Here is a 20,331-nt window from a genome sequence, read left to right on the forward strand (position 1 = left end):
GCCGGGCCGGCCGGCGTACCCGCCCGTGCCGCGGGGCGGGCGTGCGGGGCACGGCGACCGGCGTAGGCGGCTGCGCCACCGGCCGTACGTGCCCGCGCGGCAGGAGTGCGTGGTCCAGTCACCGGCTGTGCGTGGCTGAGCAACAGGGGCCCGGGGCCGGGCCGCCGGACGGGCGCGACCGGACGGCGGCTGCCCCCGGCCGAGTAGCCGCACCCGCCCGGGGGACTCAGTCTGAAGCCATGGAAGAGCGCGCGCCCTCCTCGCGCCCGCGCCGGCTCAGGCCTGTCGCCTGGGCCGTGGCGGTGCTGTGCATGGCCGTCCTCGCCACCACGGCCACCGCGCGCCACACGGTCCTCAGTGCCGGCTTCCACCAGAGCGTCCTGAAGGAACAGCGCGCCTACGACCGCGTGTACGACGAGGTCCTGGTGGACCCGCAGAGCCTCCCGGTCGCCCGCGACCTGCTGGGACGGCTGCCGGTCCCGGAGGCGGCCCTGACCTCCAACCTGAAGATCGTGCTGCCCCCGCAGACCCTGCGCGCCCTGGCCGACCGGCAGATCGAGGAGCTGACCGGCTATCTGCGGGGCGAGCACGAGACGCTGCGCCTCACGGCGGACCTGCGGCCGGTGCTCACCAACGTCGGCGATCTGGCCCAGACGTACTTCGGTGATCTCGTCGCCTCCCTCCAGCGCACGCCCGAGCCCGACTTCCCCGCGTTCCTCGCCGACCTCGACCGGGCCGCGCGGGCGGTGACCTCCGGCACGCCGCCCGCCGGGCTGCCCACCTTCGACCTCACCGGGGACCAGGCCGCCACCGCCGCCCGCGCACTGCTCCAGACGGTGCCCGAGGACAGCCGTGCCGCCCTGCGTCCCGAACTCGAAGTCGCCCTGGAGAACGGCGACGTGGCGACCGCGCTCGCCGCCGTGGGGCCCGGCGCGCTCTCCGACCGCGTCCGGGAGGCCACCGAGCGGCTGCGGGTGGCCGCCGGGGGCGAGACCTGGAACATCACCGCCGACCTCGACACCTCGCAGGACGCGCTCGCCCCGCTGCACCGGGCGCGCTCGGTCACGCACCTCGCCCAGGGCGTGGTCGAGCCGCTCGCCGCGCTCCTCGGGGCGGCCGCCCTGGTGTTCCTGTGGTTCACCGGGCCGCGGGCCCCCGCCCGCCGCCTGACGGGGCTCGGTCGGGCGCTCGCCGCGGGCGGTCTGCTCACCGGCCTGCTCGTCCTGCTCGCCCGGGTGCTCACGGCCGGCGGACTCATCGCCACGCCCGACTCCTGGCCCCCCTCGCTCTCGCGGCTCGTCGACGACGTGGGGGACGCGGCCGTGGACGGCGTCATCGGCACGGCGGCCGTCACCGCGGGCATCCTGCTCGCGGCCGGCGCGCTGCTCGTCGTCGTCGGCCGGCTGTGGCAGGCGCGGCCGTCCCGCGCGGTCGGGCCGCGCCGGGCGCAGGTGCTCGCCGCCGCGGTGGCGGGGGCCGCGCTCGGCGGTGTCGCCCTGGCTCCCCTCGCGGTCGGCCGCTCCGAACAGCGGGTCTGCCAGGGCAGCCCCCGGCTCTGCGACCGCCCGTACGACGAGATCGCCCAGCTCACCTCGCACAACGCCATGTCCACCACGGCCGACAAGTTCATCGGGCCCCTCCAGGACCCGCACATCACGGCACAGCTGAACGACGGCGTCCGCGCGCTCCAGATCGACACCTACACCTGGGAGGGGCCCGAGCAGATCGACGAACGGCTGCGGGACTCGGATCTCTCGCCCCGGCTCCAGAAGCAGATCAAGGCCGCGATCAACAAGTTCAACCCGCCCCGCGACGGCCTGTGGCTCTGCCACTCGGTCTGCCGGGCCGGGGCGGTCGGCCTCGTGCCCACGCTGCGCGAGACCGGGGACTGGCTGCGGGCCCACCCCACCGAGGTGGTCACGCTGATCGTGCAGGACGCCGTCGACGCGCAACGGACGGCGGCGGCCTTCGAGGAGGCGGGGCTCATGGACCTGCTGTTCACGCCGGACGCCGATCCGGACGCGCCGTGGCCCGAGCTGGGCGAGATGATCGACGGCGGCCGGCGCCTGGTGGTGTTCGCCGAGCGCGCCGACGGCCCGCAGGACTGGTACCGCAACTTCTACCGGTACGGGATGGAGACGCCGTTCGCCTTCCGCAGCCCCGCGGACCTGAGCTGCGTCCCGCACTGGGGCGGCTCGGACAAGCGGCTCTTCCTCCTGAACCACTTCATCACCATCGACGGCGGCAGCCGCCTCGACGCGGGCACGGTCAACCGGCGGCAGGCGGTGCTCGACCGCGTACACGCGTGCGAGCGCAAGCGCGGCAGGCCGGTGAACTTCGTGGCCGTGGACTACCTGTCCATCGGGGACGCGCGGGGAGCGGTCGACGCGCTCAACGCGGAGCGGTAGCGGGTCCGTGACGACGGGCCCACGACGAACCCCGACGGGCCCACGACGGGCCCACGATGGGCCGTTTGTACCTGGTTTGCGCAGTATGTAGGGGAGGGGACGAGGACGAGGTGGCGGTGAACGGGTTGGCGAAGACCATGTCCGGGCGAGCGGACACCGTGCGCGACACCGGACGGCGGGCCGTGCGGCGGCTCGCGCGGGGCGCACGGGGCCTTGCCGGGCGCGCGGGGGCGGTCGCGAGGAAGCCCTACTGGGAGCGGCCCGACCCCGGCCGTCTCGTCCGGCGCTGGCCGGACCTGACCGCCGCCTGGTTCGGCACCGTCTTCTTCTGGCTCTCGCTCACGCCGTCCCTCGTGCCCCGCCCCTGGCTGCTGCAAGGCGTCGTCGGCGGGATCACCGCGACCATGGGCTACGCCCTCGGCTCGCTGGTCGCCACCCTGTGCCGCGCCCTGTTCCGGTGGCGGCCCGGCGACACGACGCGGGCCCGTCTCTGGCAGGCGTACTGGGTGATCGCGACCGTCCTCTCGCTTTGGCTGATCGCCGAGAGCGACCACGCCCAGCGCCGGCTGCGCGAGCTCCAGGGGCTTCCCCCGACCATGGCCTGGCACACGGCGGCCATCATCCTGATCGCCTTCCTGCTCTGGGCCCTGCTCCTGCTCGCCGCCCGGGGTGTCCGGCTCGGCTCACGCACGCTGATCCGCGCCCTGCACCGGTTCGTGCCGCTGCCCGTCGCCATCGGGCTGGGCCTGGCGCTGAGCGCGATGATCGTCACGGTGGGGCTGCGTGACGTCGTCTTCCAGCGCGGTGTCATCGACCTCGCGGACCGCATCGCCTACACGACGAACGGCGGCACCGAGGAAGGCATCCACCGGCCGACGTCCTCGCTGGTCTCGGGCGGTCCGGGCTCGCTCCTGCGCTGGCAGGACCTCGGATTCCAGGGCCGCAACTTCGCCGGGTCCACACCGACCAGGCAGCAGATCAGCGCGTACACGGGCCGGCCCGCCAAGGACCCCGTCCGGGTCTACGTCAGCGCGTCGGCGCCGGAGGCCTTCAGCAGCCGCGACCCGTTCGAGGCCAAGGCGCGCCTCGCCGTACGGGAGCTGGAGCGGACCGGCGCCTTCGACCGGGACGTCCTGGCCATCGCGGGGACGACGGGGACCGGCTGGGTCAACGCCGACATCAGCGAACCCCTGGAGTACATGCACGACGGCGACACCGCCATCGTCGCCGTCCAGTACTCCTACCTGCCCAGCTGGGTCTCCTTCCTCGTCGACAAGGAGCGCGCCGCGCAGGCCACGCGCGGGCTCGTCGAGGCGGTCCTCGCGACCTGGTCCGCCCTGCCCGCGGACGACCGGCCCAAGCTCGTCGTCACGGGGGAGAGCCTGGGCGGGTACGCGATCGAGTCGTCGTTCGACGGCGTGGACGACCTGCTCGCGCGCACGGACGGGGCGCTCATCGTCGGCACGCCCAACTTCGCCCCGATGTCGCGCGAGATCCGCGATCACCGCGACGCCGGAAGCCCGGTCTGGCGACCGCTGTACGAGGACGGCGAGAACGTGCGGTTCGCCCAGTTCCCCCGGCGGGACCTGAAGCGGCCCGGCCCCGCCGCCGCCTGGGGCGACCCGCGCGTCGTCTATCTGCAGAACGCGTCCGACCCCGTCGTCTGGTGGTCCTCCGACCTGTTCCTGCACCGCCCGGAGTGGCTCGACGAGCCGCTCGGCCCGGACATCACCCCGGCGATCCGCTGGTTCCCCGCCGTCAGCTTCTGGCAGACGACGGTGGACATGGCGGTCTCGTACGGAGTGGACGCCCCGCACGGCCACCGCTACGGAACGGCTCCGGTGGACGGCTGGGCGGCGATCGTCCCCCGGGAGGGCTGGACCCCGCGGGACACGGACCGTCTGCGCGACCACATGGAGAACCGGGAGGCCCCCTACTGACCACCCGCGGGGAGACTGAGACCACCGGGGCACGTTCGGTCTCGTGGGGCCCCTGGGGGAGAGGAAACACAGGCCCGGGGGCCAGGTCACGTGGGATTCATCTCGAATCCATGCCCCCTTCCCCCGACCCGTACGGATTGTCAGTCCGGCGTGCTCTCATGGATGCATGATCGAAGTGATCGAAGACTTTCTCGTACGTGGCGTCCCGGACGTCGAAGAAGCACTCCGCAAGGCCGCCGCGGCCGAGGTCATGCCGAGATTCCGGCAGCTCGCCGAGGGTGACGTCATCCAGAAGAGCGGCCCGCACGACCTCGTGACGGTGGCCGACCGCCTCGCCGAGGAGCAGCTCACGAAGGCCCTCACCGCGCTGCTCCCGGGCTCGGTGGTCGTGGGCGAGGAAGCGGTCCACGCGGACCCGTCGACCTACGCGGCCATAGGCACCGACGCACCGGTGTGGATCGTCGACCCCGTCGACGGCACACGCCAGTTCGTGCACGGCGACCCCGGATTCTGCATGCTGATCGCGCTGGCCTGGCGCGGAGACGTGATCGCCTCCTGGACGTACGCCCCCGCGCTGGACGAGATGGCGGTCGCCGTGCGCGGCAAGGGCGCCTGGCTGGACGGGGAGCGGCTGGTGGCCGGTTCACCGGGAGAGGTCCTCGAAGTGGCGACCTCGCACCCGGACTACACCACGCCCGAGCAGAAGCAGGCGCTGCTCGGCCTGCGCACCCCGGGCCTCGCGCCGCGCCCGTGCGGTTCGGCGGGCCTGGAGTATCTGGCCATAGCCAAGGGCGAGCTGGACGCGGTGGCCTTCTCCTGGGAGCTGGCCTGGGACCACGCGGCGGGCCTGCTGCTCGTGGCGGAGGCCGGCGGCAGCAATCTCACCGTCGCCGGTGAGCCCTTCCGCATAGCGGGCGCCAACGCGCTGCCGTTCACGGCCGGGCGGGACGCGGCCACGGTCGACCGGGTGGTGGAGCTGCTGTCGGCCGCGGCCTGATCCGCGGGACCCTCCGTCAGCACGCCGTACCGCGCGTCGCCGAGCCGTCACCCGTCAGAGGCCACCCGCGCCCACGGCGCTGTCGGCGGTCCGGCCTATCCTGGGCGGCAGAGGCCATCGGCTGACAAAGGAGTCCGAAGGTGCCGTCGATGCTTGATGCCGTCATCGTGGGGGCGGGACCGAACGGTCTGACCGCTGCCGTCGAGCTGGCCCGCCGGGGCTTCTCGGTGGCCGTGTTCGAGGCCAAGGACACCGTGGGCGGCGGGGCGCGGACCGAGGAGCTGACGCTTCCCGGGTTCCGGCACGACCCCTGTTCCGCCGCGCACCCGCTGGGCGTCAACTCGCCCGTGTTCCGCACCATGCCCCTCGACCGGTACGGCCTGGAGTGGCTCCAGCCGCAGCTGCCCATGGCGCACCCCTTCACGGACGGCACCGCCGCCGTGCTGTCCCGGTCCGTCGCCGAGACCGCCGCCTCCTTCGGACCGCGCGACGCGGGGGCCTACCGACGGCTCATCGACCCCTTCGTCGGCAAGTGGGACACCCTCCTCCAGGACTTCATGGCGCTGCCGTCGACCGCGCTGCCGCGCGACCCCCTGACCCTCGCCCGCTTCGGCCTGGCGGGCCTGCCGCCCTCCACCTGGCTGATGCGGCGCTTCCGCGACGACCGGGCCCGCGCCCTGTTCTCGGGACTCGTCGCCCACGTCATCGCGCCGCTCGGCGGGATGGCCACCGGCGCCGTCGGCATGGTCTTCGCGCTGGCCGCGCACGCCCGCGGCTGGCCGGTCGCCCGCGGCGGCTCACAGTCGATCTCGGACGCGCTCACCGCGTACCTCAAGGACCTCGGCGGCACGGTCCACACGGACTACGAGGTCAAGCGCCTCGACGACCTGCCGCCGGCCCGCGCGTACGTCTTCGACACCTCGCCCACCGCGCTGGCCCGGATCGCGGGCCTGGGGCGCAGCTATGAGAAGTACCGGTACGGCGCGAGCGTCTTCAAGATCGATTACGCCCTCGACGGCCCCGTCCCGTGGACCGCGAAGGAGGCCCACGCGGCCGGCACCGTGCAGGTCGGGGGCAGCAGCGAGGAGATCGGCGCCGCACTGAACGCCGCGTCGCGCGAGAACCGCGCGCCCGACCCGCCGTTCCTCATCACCGTGCAGCCCGGTGTCGTCGACCCGACCCGCGCCCCCGAGGGCAAGCACGTCTTCTGGACGTACGGCCATGTGCCGGGCGGCTGGGACGGCGATCTCACCGACACCATCGAGCGCCAGCTGGAGCGTTTCGCCCCCGGTTTCCGTGACCGCGTCCTGGCCCGCGCCACCGCGGGCCCGCCCGAGATGGCCGCCCGCAACGCCAACTACGTGGGCGGTGACATCGCCTGCGGCGCCGCCAGCGGACTCCAGCTGCTCCTCCGCCCCAAGCTCTCCCTCTTTCCGTACGGCACCGCGCACCCGGCCGTGTTCATCTGCTCCTCGGCGACTCCGCCCGGGCCCGGCGTGCACGGCATGTCCGGGCACAACGCGGCGAAGGCGGTGTGGCGCAGGCTGCGCACGGCGTGACCGGGGTGACCGGCACGGGGTGAGCCCGTGGCAGCGGCTGCCGGCCGCCACCGCGGGCTGCCGAGGGCCATGTCGGATTCTCGCCAGCCACCCCACCCGCCATGCCCGATCCTTGAGGCATGACCACCACCGGCCCGCCGCCCCTCTCGATGCACACCGACGCCGACCGCTGCGTGCGGGCCGTGCAGTCGAAGGACGCCCGGTTCGACGGATGGTTCTACACGGCGGTCCTCACCACCCGCATCTACTGCCGCCCCAGCTGCCCCGTGGTCCCGCCCAAGCCCGAGAACATGAGCTTCTACCCGAGCGCGGCGGCCTGCCAGCAGGAAGGGTTCCGGGCCTGCAAGCGGTGCCGCCCCGACAGCAGCCCCGGCTCTCCCGAGTGGAACCAGCGCGCCGACCTCGTGGCCCGCGCCATGCGCCTCATCGGCGACGGAGTGGTGGACCGCGAAGGCGTCCCCGGCCTCGCCGCCCGCCTCGGCTACAGCACCCGCCAGGTCGAACGCCAGCTCCTCGCCGAGCTCGGCGCGGGCCCCCTCGCCCTGGCCAGGGCCCAGCGCGCCCAGACCGCCCGCCTCCTCATCGAGACGACCCCGCTGCCCATGGCCGAGATCGCCTTCGCCGCGGGCTTCGCCTCGATCCGCACCTTCAACGACACGGTCCGCGAGGTCTTCGCCCTGGCCCCCGGCGAACTGCGCGAGCGCGCCCCGAAGGCCCGCAGAGGGGCGTCGACGCCCGGCGCGCTCTCGCTGCGCCTCCCGTTCCGCGCCCCGCTCAACCCCGACAACCTCTTCGGCCACCTCATCGCCACCGCCGTACCGGGCGTCGAGGAGTGGCGCGACGGCGCCTACCGCCGCACGCTCCGCCTCCCGTACGGCCACGGAGTCGTCGCCCTGACCCCCGCCCCGGACCACATCGCGTGCCGCCTGAGCCTCACCGACCTGCGCGACCTCACGATCGCCATCAGCCGCTGCCGCCGCATGCTCGACCTGGACGCGGACCCGGTGGCGGTGGACGGCCAGCTGAGCGCCGACCCGCTGCTGGCGCCCCTGGTGGCCAAGGCACCGGGCCGCCGAGTGCCGCGCACGGTCGACGAGGCGGAGTTCGCCGTCCGCGCGGTGCTCGGCCAGCAGGTCTCCACGGCCGCCGCCCGCACCCACGCCGCACGCCTGGTCACCGCGCACGGCGAGCCGGTCGACGACCCCGAGGGCGGCCTCACCCACCTCTTCCCGGCGCCCGAAGCCCTGGCCGCGCTCGATCCCGAGGCGCTCGCCCTGCCCCGCAGCCGCCGCACCACCCTGACCACGCTGGTCCGCCACCTCGCCGACGGATCACTCCGGCTCGGCGTGGAGAGCGGCTGGCAGGAGGCCCGCGCCCGGCTCACCGAACTGCCCGGCTTCGGGCCCTGGACGGTCGAGGTCATCGCGATGCGGGCCCTCGGCGACCCCGACGCCTTCCTCCCCACCGACCTCGGGATCCGGCGCGCGGCCGAGGAGCTCGGCCTGCCGCACACCCCGGCGGCGCTCACCCAACGGGCCGCGGCCTGGCGCCCCTGGCGGGCGTACGCCGTCCAGTACCTGTGGGCGACCGGCGACCACCCCGTCAACACGATCCCGGGCACCCCGGCCACCCCCGGCCCCCCGGCGTAAGAGCCCTCCGCAACGCTCCCTCCGCCCTCCACCCGACCGACAAAGGACCGTCCCATGCGCAGCCCCGTGACCAGCGGTCACCGTCAGCACACCCTCGTCGACAGCCCGTACGGCGTCCTGACCCTCGTCGCCACCGACGGCGTCCTCAGCGGTCTCTACATGACGGAGCAGCGCCACCGCCCGGCCGAGGAGACTTTCGGCGACCGCGACGCGAGCCCGTTCGGCGAGACGATCAGCCAGCTCACGGCGTACTTCGCGGGCGAGCTGCGGGAGTTCGACCTGCCGATGCGACTGGACGGCACGCCGTTCCAGCGCACCGTCTGGGAGCAGCTGCGGCTCATCCCGTACGGGGAGACCCGCACGTACGGCGAACTCGCCGCCCTGCTGGGCAAGCCCAACGCCTCGCGCGCGGTCGGCCTGGCCAACGGCAAGAACCCGATCGGGCTCATCGTGCCCTGCCACCGGGTGATCGGCGCCGGCGGTTCGCTCACCGGCTACGGCGGCGGGCTGAACCGCAAGCAGCAGCTTCTCGCCTTCGAGGGCGCGACGACGCCACGCCAGGAGGACGCCCTCTTCTGAACGGCGCCGGCGCGCGCGGCGGTCAGCCGACCCGCAGCCCGTTCTCCAGCTCCACGGCGCCCGTTCCCGCGTCGAGCGCCTCCAGAGCGGCCCGCACCCGCAGCCCCAGCTCGCCCGGCAGGAACCGTGCGAGATCCTCGCGGGCCACCAGACGCCACGAGAGCAGCTCTTCCTCCTGAAGCCTGATCGACTTCAGCCGGTCGTCGCCGAGCACCCCGCCGTCGTACAGATAGGCGACCAGCGGGGGCCGCGTCGTGCCCGGCACCCAGTCCACCGCGAGGAGTGCCCCCAGCTCGACGTCCAGGCCGATCTCCTCGGCGGTCTCGCGGCGCGCGCCCTGCCGGGGTGTCTCGCCCTCGTCCGACTCGATGGTGCCGCCGGGCAGCGCCCACCCCTCGCGGTAGTTGGGCTCGACGAGCAGCACGCGCCCCTCGGAGTCCCGGAAGAGCGCGGCGGCACCGGCGATGATGCGGGGGAGACCCGCGATGTACGTGGCGTAATCCTGAGTGGTCACGTGAAAAGGGTAGACGCGACGGCACGGGCGCGGCCTCGACTGAGCCCGCGCCCCGCGGCCTCTCCCTCACCCGCGGCCCCGCTACTCCTTCGCCAACTCCACGGTCCGCGCGGCCAGTTCGCTGATGCTCACGCCGTCGAAACCGAACACCGCACTGCGCACCCGGTCCTCCAGCGGGTCCCGCCACTGCGCGGGGATCGCCTTGGCCCCGCACAGCACGCCCGCGACGGACCCCGCGGTCGCGCCGTTCGAGTCGGTGTCGAGGCCGCCGCGCACGGTCAGGGCGATGGTCCGGGTGAAGTCGCCGTCCCCGTACAGGAGTCCGGCGGTCAGGACGGCCGAGTTCGGCACCGCGTGGATCCAGCCGAGCCCGGTGGTCTCGGCCTCGGTGGTGGCCAGCGTCTCCTCCCAGCTGAGCCCGGCCTCGTGCAGCGAGACGACCCGGCGCACGGTACGGGCGAGCCGGCAGCTGGAGGGGATCACGCCGAACGCGGCGTCGAGTGCGGCGCGCGGGGTGGCCGCCGTGAACGCGGCCGAGACGAGCGCCGCCGCCCACATCGCCCCGTAGACGCCGTTGCCGGTGTGGGAGAGCACGGCGTCGCGGCGGGCGAGGGAGGCGGCGCGGCGCGGGGAGCCGGGGTTGGTCCAGCCGAAGACGTCGGCGCGGATGAGGGCGCCGATCCACTCCTGGCAGGGGTTCTCGTACGTGGCGGTGAGCGGTGGCTTGAGTCCGTTCGCGAGATTCCGGTACGCGGCGCGCTCGGCGGTGAACGTCTGAAGATAGGGAAGCCGCAGCAGCCACAGCTCGCCCACCTGCTCGGTGCTGAACGTGGGCCCGTGGGTCTCCAGGAGGTGCAGTCCGAGGATCGCGTAGTCCACGTCGTCGTCGCGGCAGCTGCCGTGCACCCGGCCGCGGACGCACTGCTGCCACTCGGGACGCAGCTGGAACTCCTCCACCCAGGAGGGCGGCTCGGGCAGGTAGTCGGCGAGCGGCAGCGCGTCGGCCTGCCGCAAGTAGCGCTCGATGCGCTCTCGCGTCCAGTAGTCGCCCCGCTCGATGGGTTTGCCGAGCATGTTGCCCGCGATCCGCCCGATCCAGCCGCCGAGGACACGGTCGGCGAGTTCCGTATGCGCTGGGGTCATGCCTCCGGTGTACCGAATCCGGGGCGGGTGCGCGCCCTCAACGCGATCGGTTCGGCGTGGAGCGCGAGACGTTTGTCTGGTTTCCGCCCAGCTGCGCGCTCCGGACGGCGTCCGGCCCCTCGGGCGACCGCTGATCGATCATTTCTGGCTGCGCACCGCACCCTTATCTGCTGCTTTACGGCGATTTAAAGGTGGGACCCGAGGCTCCGATATGCGGACGGCCATGGGCAGGCGGCCCCTCCTGCGGTTATGGTCGCAGCGGCGCGACTGCCTTGACGCGAGCAAGGCCCGGAAAGCAAGGGGATGCAAGGTGGCGGACGCTGCTGGGACGGCGGGGCATGTGCTCATCGCCGCGGACAAGTTCAAGGGCTCACTCACGGCCGTGCAGGTCGCGGAGCGGGTGACGGCCGGGCTGCGCCGTGTCGCCCCGCGGGTGGAGATCGAGGCCCTGCCGGTGGCCGACGGCGGCGACGGCACGGTCGCCGCGGCGGTCGCGGCCGGTTTCGAGCGCCGTGAGGTGCGGGTGACGGGACCGCTCGGCGACGAGGTCACCGCGGCGTACGCGCTGCGGGACGGGACCGCCGTGGTGGAGATGGCGGAGGCGTCCGGCCTCCAGCTGCTGCCCGAGGGCGTCTTCGCGCCGCTCACCTCCACGACGTACGGCTCCGGGGAACTGCTGCGTGCCGCGCTCGACGCGGGCGCGCGGACCATCGTCTTCGGCGTCGGCGGCAGTGCGACGACGGACGGCGGGGCCGGGATGCTGGCCGCCCTGGGCGCGGTCTTCCTGGACGCGGCGGGGGAGCCGGTGGCGCCGGGAGGCGGCCCGCTCGCCTCGCTGGCCACGGCGGACCTGTCCGGGCTCGACCAGCGGTTCGCCTCCGTCGACCTGGTCCTGGCCAGCGACGTGGACAACCCGCTGACCGGCCCGAAGGGCGCTCCCGCGGTGTACGGGCCGCAGAAGGGGGCGAGCCCCGAGGACGTCGCCGAGCTGGACGCGGCCCTCGCGCACTTCGCGCGGGTGCTCTCCGAGTCGGTGGGCTCCTCGGCCCTGGAGTACGCCGAGTCCCCGGGCGCCGGAGCCGCGGGCGGCATCGGCTACGGGGCCCTCGTCGGGCTCGGCGCGAGCTTCCGCCCCGGGATCGAGGTCATGCTGGACGTCCTCGGCTTCGCCCCGGCGCTCGCGCGGGCGTCCCTCGTGATCACGGGGGAGGGCTCCCTGGACGAGCAGACCCTCCACGGCAAGGCTCCCGCCGGGGTCGCCGCGGCGGCCCGTGCGGCGGGGGTGGAGGTCGTGGCGGTCTGCGGCCGCCTGGCCCTTCCGGCGGAGGCGCTGGGCAAGGCGGGCATCCGCCGCGCGTACGCCCTCACGGACGTGGAGCCGGACGTCGCCCGCTGCATCGCCGAGGCGGGCCCGATCCTGGAAACGGTGGCAGAGGGAATCGCCCGCGATTTCCTGAGCTAGGCGCCGTGCGCCCCTGACGAGGCCGGGCGGGCTGAGGTTTCAGCCCGTCCGGCGTTTGAGGACGAGCTCGGCGCAGCCGGCGACAGCGGTGCGCGCCGCTGCCGGGGGCGGACCGACCCCGCTCTAGCCCGGCGCCAGCCGATACGCGTCGAGGGCCAGCGTCATCTCCATCAGGTCCCGTGGCCGCGCCAGCGACCGTGACGTCAGCTGTTCGAGGCGGCGCAGGCGGTTGAACACCGTGTTCCGGTGGCAGTAGAGCCGCCCCGCGGCCCGCCCCGCCGACCCCTCGCACAGCAGCCACGCGTCCAGCGTCTCCAGGAGCACCGCCCGGTCCGCCGGTTCCAGCGCGAGCACCTCCCCGAAGACGTCCGACACGAGGCGCGCCGCAAGCTCCGGCTGGCTCACCACCAGAGCCGTCGGCATCCGCTCGTCGAGCCGTACGATCCCCGTCGCGTCCGGCGGGCACGTGCGCAGCGCCAGCTCCGCGAGGCGCCGCGCATGGCCGAGCTCCGCGAGCCCCGGCACCACGGGGCTGATCCCGCCGGGTCCCGGGCACCGCCCCTCCAGTGCCGCGGCCAGCTCGTCCAGGCCCTCCTCCGCGCCGAGCGCCACCACGCCCACCTCCCGGTCCGTCCGCATCCGCCAGACGAAGCGGAACCCGGCCCGCTGGATCTGCCGGTGGAACGCGGCACGCCCGTCCCGCCGCTCGGCGCGCAGCACCACCACCGCGTACGGCCCGCGCTCGGGCAGATCGAGCCCCGCGGCCACCTGCGCGGCGAGGCCGGGCGCGGTCTGGCCTTCCAGGAGGGCGTCGAGCAGCGCCTGCAACTGCTCGTCGGTGCGCCGCCGCAGCTCCATCTCCGTCGCGCGGTACGCGTCGGACGCTGCCGCCGCCTGGGCGTCGACCGCCGACCACACCATCGTCGCCGACCGCATCAGGACCGCGAGCTTCTCCGGGTCCCGCCCCACCGCGCCGTCGAGCAGCGAGTCCCAGACCAGATAGCCCGCGTTCCGGTACGAGTGCACCACCAGATCCAGCGGCAGCCCCTGCTGGGCCCGGCGCCGGCCCGCCTCCTCGGCGTACTCCAGATCCCGGCGCGGCGAGGCGCGCGGCGCCGAGATCGTCTCGATGCCGATGCGCATCGCGTCCTCGGCCTCCCGCCACTGCTGGTCGTACGGGAGGACCCGCGCGTACACCGGCGAGTGCTCGAAGAGCTGCCGCAGATGTTCGTCCACCAGTTCGGGTATGCGGGGCTTCAGCGCCACGCACGCCTCCTCGAGCACTTTCCAGTCGTGGCCCGTCCGAGGCCTGCGCCCGCTCATGGATCCGCCCCCCACCGCCGCCGCCCGCCGTGTCGTCGTGCTGCGGAGAATGCCACTGCCCGGCCACCCCTGGCAGGCCCCTGACACGCGGTGTTGTGCCCGTGCACAACCGGCGGCCGGTCGCGCTGGTCACCCGCAGCGATTCGGACACCGGCCGTGGACGGGCGGGCGCGGCGGTGCTGGGCTGAGCGCCACGCGGAGGGCCGAGCGGTACGGGAGGCCCCTGCGGCACGAGCAAGGCAGGCACAGGATGGGGGGTCCCAGGTGGGTGGTTCCGGACTGGTCGTACAGGACGCGTCGGTCGGCTACGGGCCGGTGCGCGCTCTGCGCCAGGTGTCGCTCGAAGTACCGGAGGGCGCCGTCGTCGCCGTCCTCGGCGGCAACGGCGCGGGCAAGTCGACGCTCCTGCGCGCCATCTCACGCACCCTCGGCTTCCACCGGGGGGCGCTGACCACCGGCTCCGTCCACTTCGGCGGGCGGCGCATCGACGGTCTGCACGCGGACCGGGTGGTCGCCGCCGGGGTCTCCCAAGTGCCGGAAGGCAGAAGGGTGTTCGCCCGGATGACCGTCGCCGACAACCTGCGGGCCGGCGCCTTCGGCTCCGCCGGCAGCCGGACCGTGAAGTCCAGGGCCCTGGACCGCGTCCACGAACTCTTCCCGGTGCTCGCCGAGCGCGCGGGCCAGCGGGCCGGGCTCCTGTCGGGCGGCGAGCAGCAGATGCTCGCGGTGGGCAGGGCGCTGATGGCCTCGCCGAAGCTGCTGCTCCTCGACGAACCCTCCCTGGGGCTCGCCCCCTTGATGGCGGCCCGCATCGCCGACACCATCCAGGAGATCAACGCCCAGGGCACCGCGGTCCTCCTCGTCGAGCAGAACGCCGCCCTCGCGCTGCGCCTGGCCTCCCGGGCGTACGTCCTGGACGTGGGCGAAGTGGCACTGGCGGGCCCGGCGGACGAGCTGGCCGCCTCCGACGAGGTACGCCGCCGCTACCTCGGCGTGGTCGACGAGACCGCCGCGGCCGACGCCTCGCGCGGAGTCTCCGCCCTTCCGGTGCTGCGGCGATGGGCGGCCGGACGATGACCGACGACCACGCGGCGGCCGCTGCCGCCCCGGTGGCCACGAGCGGCGTACCGGCCCTGGAGGTACGGGACCTGACCGTGCGCTTCGCGGGGCTCACCGCGCTCGACGCCGTCAGCTTCACCGTGCGGCCCGGCACCGTGCACGCCGTCATCGGACCCAACGGCGCGGGGAAGTCCACCTGCTTCAACGTCCTGTCCGGCGTGTACCGCGCCACCGGCGGCAGCGTCCGCTTCGGTGAGGACGAGCTGACGGCGATGCCTCCGCACCGCATCGCCGGCCTCGGCGTGGCACGGATCTTCCAGAACCTCGCCCTGCCGCCGCGCGCGACGGTCGCCGACAGCCTGATGCTCGGCCGCCACCGGCTGACCCGCACCGGATTCCTCGCCGCGGGCCTGCGCCTCCCGTCGGCCGCACGCGAGGAGCGCACGCACCGCGAACGCGTCCGGGAGATCGCCGCGTTCGTCGGCATCGAACACCAACTGCACGCCCCGGCCGGCTCTCTGCCGTACGGGCAGCAGAAGCTCGCCGAGCTGGCACGCGCCCTGTGCATGGAGCCCCGGCTCCTCCTGCTCGACGAACCCGTCGCGGGCATGACCGCGGACGAGCGGCAGCGCACCGCCGCCGTCATCGCGGGCGTCCGCGACAGCCTCGGAATCTCGATCGTCCTGGTGGAACACGACATGGGGGTGGTGATGCGGCTCGCGGACGCGGTGACCGTACTCGACTTCGGCAAGCGCATCGCGGACGGCGCCCCGGCGGCCGTACAGAACGACCCGGCGGTCGTGCGCGCGTACCTGGGAGAGGAGGCCGCCTCGTGACCACCTTCGTCGAGCTCCTGCTCAACGGCCTCTCGATGGGGTCCGTCTACGCCCTCATCGCGCTTGGCTTCGTCGTCATCTTCCGGGCCACGGAAGTCGTGAACTTCGCCCACGCCTCGCTGCTCCTGGCCGGCGGCTACATCACCGCGACCCTCCACGACGACATCGGCTTCTGGGCGGCGCTGCTGGTGGGCATCGCGGGCGCCGCCGTCGTCGGCGCGGCCATCGAGTTCCTGGTCATGCGGCGCTACCGCGGCTCCGACCACAGCGTCCTCGCCATCGTCACCATCGGCGTCGACATCCTGCTCACCACCGAACTCACCCGGCGCCTGGGCACCGACGTGCTGTCGCTCGGCGACCCCTGGGGCGACTCGGTGCTCACCGTCGGATCGGTGTCCATCGCGTACACGCGGATCGCCGCGTTCGTCGCCGCCGGGCTCCTCATCACCGTCTTCCTGCTCGCCTTCCGCTACACCTCCTGGGGCGTGGCGATGCGCGCCGCCGCGGAGAGCCCGGAGACCGCCGCCCTGATGGGCGTGCGCCTGGGCCGGGTCTCGCTCGGCGCCTGGGCGGTGGCGGGCGGCCTGGCCGCGGTGGCGGCGCTCTTCCTCACCGTCTTCCCGACCCCGGGGCTCGAACGGGCCACCTCCCTCGCCGCCCTGAAGGCGTTCCCCGCCGCGATCCTCGGCGGCCTGGACTCCACCACGGGCGCGCTGGTCGGCGGCCTGATCGTCGGGGTCACCGAATCCCTCGCCACCGGCTACCAGAGCGAACTGACCTTCCTGGGCCGCGGCCTCGGAGATCTGGCGCCCTACCTCGTGATGACCGTCATCCTCCTCATCCGGCCCGCCGGACTCTTCGGCACAAAGGAGCTCGCCCGTGTCTGAAGTCCTGGCCCGTGGACGGGAGCTGCGCTCCCGAGGCCGCACGAAGCTGGCCCGCCCCCGCCCGTACCTCTGGATCGCGGGCGCCGTCCTCCTGCTCGCCCTGCCCTTCTACCTCGACCGGTTCTGGCTCCAGGCAGGCCTCTTCGCCATGGCCGCCGCGATCGGCGCGATCGGCCTGAACCTCCTCACCGGCGCGACCGGCCAGCTCTCCATGGGCCACGCCTTCTTCCTCGCGATCGGCGCGTACGGCTACTGCGTCTTCGCGGGGGAGGGCGGCGACGGCCTGACCGGGCTCGGCCTGCCCACCTGGATCGCGGCGACCCTGGCGGTCGGCGTCGCGGGGATCGCCGGCGGGATCTTCAGCCCCATCGCGGGGCGCCTGCGCGGCGCCTACCTCGGCATCGCGACCCTCGCGCTGATCTTCATCGGACAGCACGTGCTCTTCAACGCCCACGATCTGACGGGCGGCTCCAACGGACGTGACGTGCCGCCCCTGAGCGTCTTCGGCATCACCTTCGACGAGAGTGAGCTCGTGGTGGCCGCCGTGCCCTTCGGGGCGGCCGAGAAGCTCTGGTACGCGGGCCTGGTCCTGCTCGTCGCCTGCGGGCTCTTCGCCCGCGGCGTGCTGCGCGGGCGCCCCGGACGCGCCATGAACGCCATCCGCGACCACCGCATCGCCGCCGGTGTCATCGGGGTGCCCGTCGCCCGCTACCGCGCGGGCGTCTTCGTCCTGTCGTCGATGTACGCGGGCCTCGCGGGCGTCCTGCTCGCCCTCGTCTTCCAGCGGACCGTGCCGGACTACTTCGGCATCACGCTGTCCCTGGAATACCTCGCCATGATCGTCATCGGCGGCCTCGGCTCGGTGGCGGGCGCGGTGGCCGGTGCCGCCGTGGTGTCCCTGCTGCCGCAGCTCCTGACCCGGTACAGCGACGCGCTGCCCCTGGTCTCGGCCCCCGGCAGTGGCGGGATCACACCGGGCGAGGCATCCCGGTATCTGTACGGCGCCGCCGTCGTGGCGGTGGTGCTGTTCCTGCCCGGCGGTCTGGCCAGCATCACCGCCCGGCGCTCCAGGCCGACGTCCGGCCACACTTCAGGGGAGGAACGATGAGTTCACGCAGGTTGAAAAGGGCCACCGCGACGGCGACGGCGCTCGCCGCGCTGCTGGCGGCGGCGGGGTGCAGCTCCAAGGCGGGCGACGGCGAAGGCGACAAGGAGGGCGCGGGCGGGGTCAAGACCGGCGTCGGCGTCTCCGCCAAGACGATCGAGCTCGGTGTGCTCACCGACATGACGGGGGTCTACGCGACCCTCGGCAAGAGCGTCACCCAGGCCCAGCAGCTCTACGTCAAGCAGACCAACGCCGACGGCGGGATCTGCGGCCGCCAGCTGAAGCTGACCGTCCGCGACCACGGCTACGACCCGCAGAAGGCGGTCGCCGCCTACACCGAGCTGGAGCCGGACGTCCTCGGCTTCGCCCAGTTCATCGGCTCCCCGTTCGTCGCCGCGGTCAAGCAGCGGATCGACGCCGACAAGGCCCTCGTGCTGCCGCAGGCCTGGTCGGCGAACCTCCTGGGCAGCCCGTACGTGCGGGTGGTCGGCTCGACGTACGACCTGGAGACGATCAACGCGATCGACTTCCTGATGAAGGAGAAGGGGCTCAAGAAGGGCGACAAGCTCGGGCACGTCTACTTCGAGGGCGACTACGGCGAGAACGCCCTGAAGGGCTCGCGGTACATGGCCAAGAAGTCGGGCCTGACCGTCGTCGAGCAGAAGATCAAGGCGACCGACAACGACATGACGGCGCAGGTCGCGGCCCTGAAGAAGGCGGGCGTGAAGGCCGTCGTCATCAGCGCGGGGCCCCGGCAGGCCGCCTCGCTGGTGGGCGTGGCGGCGGCCGGCAAGTTCGACGTCCCGATCATCGGCAACAACTCGGCGTTCGCCCCGCAGCTCCTGGGCACCCAGGCGGGCCCGGCGCTGGCCAAGAACTACTACGTGGCCTCACCGACCCTCCCGATCGGCGCGGACACCCCCGCGGCGAAGAAGCTGGTGACCGACTACAAGGCGGCCTACCCCAAGGACTCCCTGGACAACGGCGTGACCGCCGGCTGGACCGCGGCGTCCATCGTCGGCGAGGCCCTGAAGAAGGCCTGCGAGAGCAAGGACCTCACGCGGGAGGGCGTCGACAAGGCGCTCTTGACCATCAGCGACTACGACACGGGCTTCGGCGTCACCCAGGACTTCAGCGACCCCAAGGCCGCCTCGTCCAAGGAGAGCGTCATCCTGCGCCCCGACAAGGGCGCCACGGGCGGCATGAAGGTGGTCCGGCAGCCGGGCGCCTCCGACGCGGTGGAAGGCTACACACCGGGCGCCTGAGGCTTCTGGCCGGAGGGCGACGGACGCACGCGAAGGGGCCCGAACCAAGTGGTTCGGGCCCCTTCGCGTGTCCTGCGTGTCCTGCGTGTGGGCGTTACGGCAGCTGCGCCGCGCGCGCCTCGCGCCGGTTGTCCCGGAAGTTGTTCACCCGGCGGGCCGTGGCGAACAGCGGGATGACCGCGCCGAGCACCAGTTGCAGCGCACAGCCGGTCTGGAGCAGCAGCTGGCCGCCGGGAGCCTCGAAGGCCCAGGCCGCGAGCAGCCCCATGGCGGCCACGATCCAGGCGAGCATCGCCACCGCGAGGGGGCCCCGCGGCTTGGGGTACTCGACACGGCTGACCATGAGCCACGCCGTACCGATGATCGCCAGGAGTGTCGCCACGAAGGGCAGCTCCAGGAGCACGATCGAGACGACCGTCAGCGCGCCGAACGGCGAGGGCATGCCCTGGAAGGTGCCGTCCTTCACGGTCACGCAGCTGAACCGCGCGAGCCGCAGCACCACCGCCAGCAGCACGACGATCGCTCCGACCGCGGCCACTCTCTGGTGCGCGTCGTCGGCGACCATGCCGTAGACGAGCACGAAGTACGCGGGGGCAAGGCCGAAGCTGATCAGGTCCGACAGGTTGTCGAGCTCGGCGCCCATCGGCGAGGACCGCAGCTTGCGCGCCACGAGCCCGTCGAAGAGGTCGAAGACGGCCGCGCAGAGCATCAGGATCACGGCGGTCGCGGCGGAGTGCCGCGCCATGCCGCTTTCGTTGCTGCCCTGGAGGTGCGGGATGAGGATGCCCGTGGTCGTGAAGTACACGGCCATGAACCCGCACGTGGCGTTGCCGAGGGTGAGGGTGTCCGCTATCGAGAGGCGGAGTGAGAGAGGCATCTCCTCGTCGGCCTCGTCCTCCGCCGCCTCGGGCACCCAGCCCGCTTGTGTCTCAGGATCAACCACGGTCAATTCGAGTCACCCCAGCCACGGTCTTCTGACCGACCTCGACGTCCACCTCGACACCCTCGGGGAGGTAGATGTCGACACGGGAGCCGAAGCGGATCAGGCCGATCCGTTCGCCCTGCTCCACCTTCGTGCCCTGCGGCACGTAGGGAACGATGCGCCGTGCGACCGCGCCCGCGATCTGGATCATCTCGATGTCGCCGAGCTCGGTGTCGAAGTGCCAGACAACGCGCTCGTTGTTCTCGCTCTCCTTGTTGAACGCCGGGACGAACCCGCCGGGGATGTGCTCCACGGACGTCACCGTGCCCGCGAGGGGCGCGCGGTTGACGTGGACGTTCAGCGGGCTCATGAAGATCGCGACACGGGTGCGCCCGTCCTTCCACGGCATGATGCTCTGCACCACGCCGTCGGCCGGGGAGATGACCCGGCCCTGGGCGATGTCACGCTCGGGGTCGCGGAAGAACCACAGCATGCCCGCCGCCAGGGCGGTGACGGGTACAGCTACGGCCGCGGCGCCCTTGGAGCGGCGCGCGCGGACGAGGCTGAGTGCCGCGGTCGCGACAGTCGGCAGGAGCCACGGCGATGCTCCGCGCGCAAGGCGTACGCCAGCGAGGCTGTCGCGTGGTGCAGAGGTTTGGCTGTGGGGCATGGATGACCTTCGT

The 20,331-nt window shown here is 73.3% G+C and carries 17 protein-coding genes; 12 read left to right on the forward strand and 5 right to left on the reverse strand.

Annotation, left to right across the window (positions count from 1 at the left end; genetic code table 11):
- Nucleotides 1-239 precede the first annotated feature (239 nt).
- From QBL25_RS32795 to QBL25_RS32820, 6 genes are all read left to right on the forward strand, one after another.
- The gene (locus tag QBL25_RS32795) at nucleotides 240-2,408 is read left to right on the forward strand and encodes a hypothetical protein (RefSeq protein WP_409060566.1); all 2,169 of its coding nucleotides are present in this window, start codon (nucleotides 240-242) and stop codon (nucleotides 2,406-2,408) included.
- 137 nt (nucleotides 2,409-2,545) lie between these two features.
- Nucleotides 2,546-4,348, forward strand: coding sequence for an alpha/beta hydrolase (locus QBL25_RS32800; RefSeq protein WP_409062854.1), 1,803 nt, complete (start codon nucleotides 2,546-2,548; stop codon nucleotides 4,346-4,348).
- Between the two features lie 166 nt (nucleotides 4,349-4,514).
- Nucleotides 4,515-5,345, forward strand: coding sequence for an inositol monophosphatase family protein (locus QBL25_RS32805; protein WP_409060567.1), 831 nt, complete (start codon nucleotides 4,515-4,517; stop codon nucleotides 5,343-5,345).
- A gap of 149 nt (nucleotides 5,346-5,494) precedes the next feature.
- Nucleotides 5,495-6,904, forward strand: coding sequence for a phytoene desaturase family protein (locus tag QBL25_RS32810; RefSeq protein WP_409060568.1), 1,410 nt, complete (start codon nucleotides 5,495-5,497; stop codon nucleotides 6,902-6,904).
- 149 nt (nucleotides 6,905-7,053) lie between these two features.
- Nucleotides 7,054-8,553: an AlkA N-terminal domain-containing protein gene (locus QBL25_RS32815; protein WP_409062855.1), complete on the forward strand. Its 1,500-nt coding sequence runs from the start codon at nucleotides 7,054-7,056 to the stop codon at nucleotides 8,551-8,553.
- Between the two features lie 54 nt (nucleotides 8,554-8,607).
- Complete coding sequence (locus tag QBL25_RS32820) at nucleotides 8,608-9,132, forward strand: methylated-DNA--[protein]-cysteine S-methyltransferase (RefSeq protein ID WP_409060569.1); 525 nt, start codon at nucleotides 8,608-8,610, stop codon at nucleotides 9,130-9,132.
- A gap of 22 nt (nucleotides 9,133-9,154) precedes the next feature.
- On the opposite strand, the gene QBL25_RS32825 is transcribed toward QBL25_RS32820, so the two are convergent.
- Together QBL25_RS32825 and QBL25_RS32830 are read right to left on the reverse strand one after the other, a co-directional pair.
- Nucleotides 9,155-9,646, reverse strand: coding sequence for an NUDIX domain-containing protein (locus QBL25_RS32825; RefSeq protein ID WP_409060570.1), 492 nt, complete (start codon nucleotides 9,644-9,646; stop codon nucleotides 9,155-9,157).
- Between the two features lie 81 nt (nucleotides 9,647-9,727).
- Complete coding sequence (locus QBL25_RS32830) at nucleotides 9,728-10,789, reverse strand: ADP-ribosylglycohydrolase family protein (protein WP_409060571.1); 1,062 nt, start codon at nucleotides 10,787-10,789, stop codon at nucleotides 9,728-9,730.
- Between the two features lie 310 nt (nucleotides 10,790-11,099).
- On the opposite strand from QBL25_RS32830, the gene QBL25_RS32835 reads away from it, so the two are divergent.
- Nucleotides 11,100-12,251, forward strand: coding sequence for a glycerate kinase (locus QBL25_RS32835; protein ID WP_409060572.1), 1,152 nt, complete (start codon nucleotides 11,100-11,102; stop codon nucleotides 12,249-12,251).
- Nucleotides 12,252-12,374: 123 nt separating this feature from the next.
- On the opposite strand, the gene QBL25_RS32840 is transcribed toward QBL25_RS32835, so the two are convergent.
- Nucleotides 12,375-13,574, reverse strand: coding sequence for a PucR family transcriptional regulator (locus tag QBL25_RS32840; protein ID WP_409060573.1), 1,200 nt, complete (start codon nucleotides 13,572-13,574; stop codon nucleotides 12,375-12,377).
- 264 nt (nucleotides 13,575-13,838) lie between these two features.
- On the opposite strand from QBL25_RS32840, the gene QBL25_RS32845 reads away from it, so the two are divergent.
- Genes QBL25_RS32845 through QBL25_RS32865 form a run of 5 tightly spaced genes read left to right on the forward strand, consistent with a single transcriptional unit; the run spans nucleotide 13,839 to nucleotide 18,726 of the window.
- Nucleotides 13,839-14,651: an ABC transporter ATP-binding protein gene (locus QBL25_RS32845; protein ID WP_409060574.1), complete on the forward strand. Its 813-nt coding sequence runs from the start codon at nucleotides 13,839-13,841 to the stop codon at nucleotides 14,649-14,651.
- Nucleotides 14,648-15,469, forward strand: a complete 822-nt coding sequence (locus QBL25_RS32850) for an ABC transporter ATP-binding protein (RefSeq protein ID WP_409060575.1) — start codon at nucleotides 14,648-14,650, stop codon at nucleotides 15,467-15,469. Before QBL25_RS32845 ends, QBL25_RS32850 begins: the two co-directional genes overlap by 4 nt.
- Nucleotides 15,466-16,356, forward strand: coding sequence for a branched-chain amino acid ABC transporter permease (locus QBL25_RS32855; protein WP_409060576.1), 891 nt, complete (start codon nucleotides 15,466-15,468; stop codon nucleotides 16,354-16,356). Before QBL25_RS32850 ends, QBL25_RS32855 begins: the two co-directional genes overlap by 4 nt.
- On the forward strand, nucleotides 16,349-17,464 hold the full coding sequence (locus tag QBL25_RS32860) for a branched-chain amino acid ABC transporter permease (RefSeq protein WP_409060577.1): 1,116 nt from the start codon (nucleotides 16,349-16,351) through the stop codon (nucleotides 17,462-17,464). The genes QBL25_RS32855 and QBL25_RS32860 overlap by 8 nt, the downstream gene beginning before the upstream one ends.
- Nucleotides 17,461-18,726, forward strand: a complete 1,266-nt coding sequence (locus QBL25_RS32865) for an ABC transporter substrate-binding protein (protein WP_409060578.1) — start codon at nucleotides 17,461-17,463, stop codon at nucleotides 18,724-18,726. Before QBL25_RS32860 ends, QBL25_RS32865 begins: the two co-directional genes overlap by 4 nt.
- A 94-nt stretch (nucleotides 18,727-18,820) precedes the next feature.
- On the opposite strand, the gene pssA is transcribed toward QBL25_RS32865, so the two are convergent.
- Together pssA and QBL25_RS32875 are read right to left on the reverse strand one after the other, a co-directional pair.
- Nucleotides 18,821-19,675 carry a CDP-diacylglycerol--serine O-phosphatidyltransferase gene (gene pssA / locus QBL25_RS32870; protein ID WP_249586749.1) on the reverse strand — a complete coding sequence of 285 codons (855 nt, stop codon included), beginning with the start codon at nucleotides 19,673-19,675 and terminating at the stop codon, nucleotides 18,821-18,823.
- Complete coding sequence (locus tag QBL25_RS32875) at nucleotides 19,662-20,318, reverse strand: phosphatidylserine decarboxylase (protein ID WP_409060579.1); 657 nt, start codon at nucleotides 20,316-20,318, stop codon at nucleotides 19,662-19,664. The genes pssA and QBL25_RS32875 overlap by 14 nt, the downstream gene beginning before the upstream one ends.
- Between the last annotated feature and the right edge of the window lie 13 nt (nucleotides 20,319-20,331).

The sequence above is a fragment of the Streptomyces sp. SYP-A7185 genome (genome assembly GCF_046103685.1).
Lineage (GTDB): Bacteria > Actinomycetota > Actinomycetes > Streptomycetales > Streptomycetaceae > Streptomyces.

Coding starts and splice junctions, on each gene's coding strand:
- QBL25_RS32795 (WP_409060566.1), top strand. CDS start 240: ATGGAAGAGCGCGCGCCCTCCTCGCGCCCGCGCCGGCTCAGGCCTGTC.
- QBL25_RS32800 (WP_409062854.1), top strand. CDS start 2,546: ATGTCCGGGCGAGCGGACACCGTGCGCGACACCGGACGGCGGGCCGTG.
- QBL25_RS32805 (WP_409060567.1), top strand. CDS start 4,515: ATGATCGAAGTGATCGAAGACTTTCTCGTACGTGGCGTCCCGGACGTC.
- QBL25_RS32810 (WP_409060568.1), top strand. CDS start 5,495: ATGCTTGATGCCGTCATCGTGGGGGCGGGACCGAACGGTCTGACCGCT.
- QBL25_RS32815 (WP_409062855.1), top strand. CDS start 7,054: ATGCACACCGACGCCGACCGCTGCGTGCGGGCCGTGCAGTCGAAGGAC.
- QBL25_RS32820 (WP_409060569.1), top strand. CDS start 8,608: ATGCGCAGCCCCGTGACCAGCGGTCACCGTCAGCACACCCTCGTCGAC.
- QBL25_RS32830 (WP_409060571.1), bottom strand. CDS start 10,789: ATGACCCCAGCGCATACGGAACTCGCCGACCGTGTCCTCGGCGGCTGG.
- QBL25_RS32840 (WP_409060573.1), bottom strand. CDS start 13,574: ATGAGCGGGCGCAGGCCTCGGACGGGCCACGACTGGAAAGTGCTCGAG.
- QBL25_RS32850 (WP_409060575.1), top strand. CDS start 14,648: ATGACCGACGACCACGCGGCGGCCGCTGCCGCCCCGGTGGCCACGAGC.
- QBL25_RS32865 (WP_409060578.1), top strand. CDS start 17,461: ATGAGTTCACGCAGGTTGAAAAGGGCCACCGCGACGGCGACGGCGCTC.
- QBL25_RS32875 (WP_409060579.1), bottom strand. CDS start 20,318: ATGCCCCACAGCCAAACCTCTGCACCACGCGACAGCCTCGCTGGCGTA.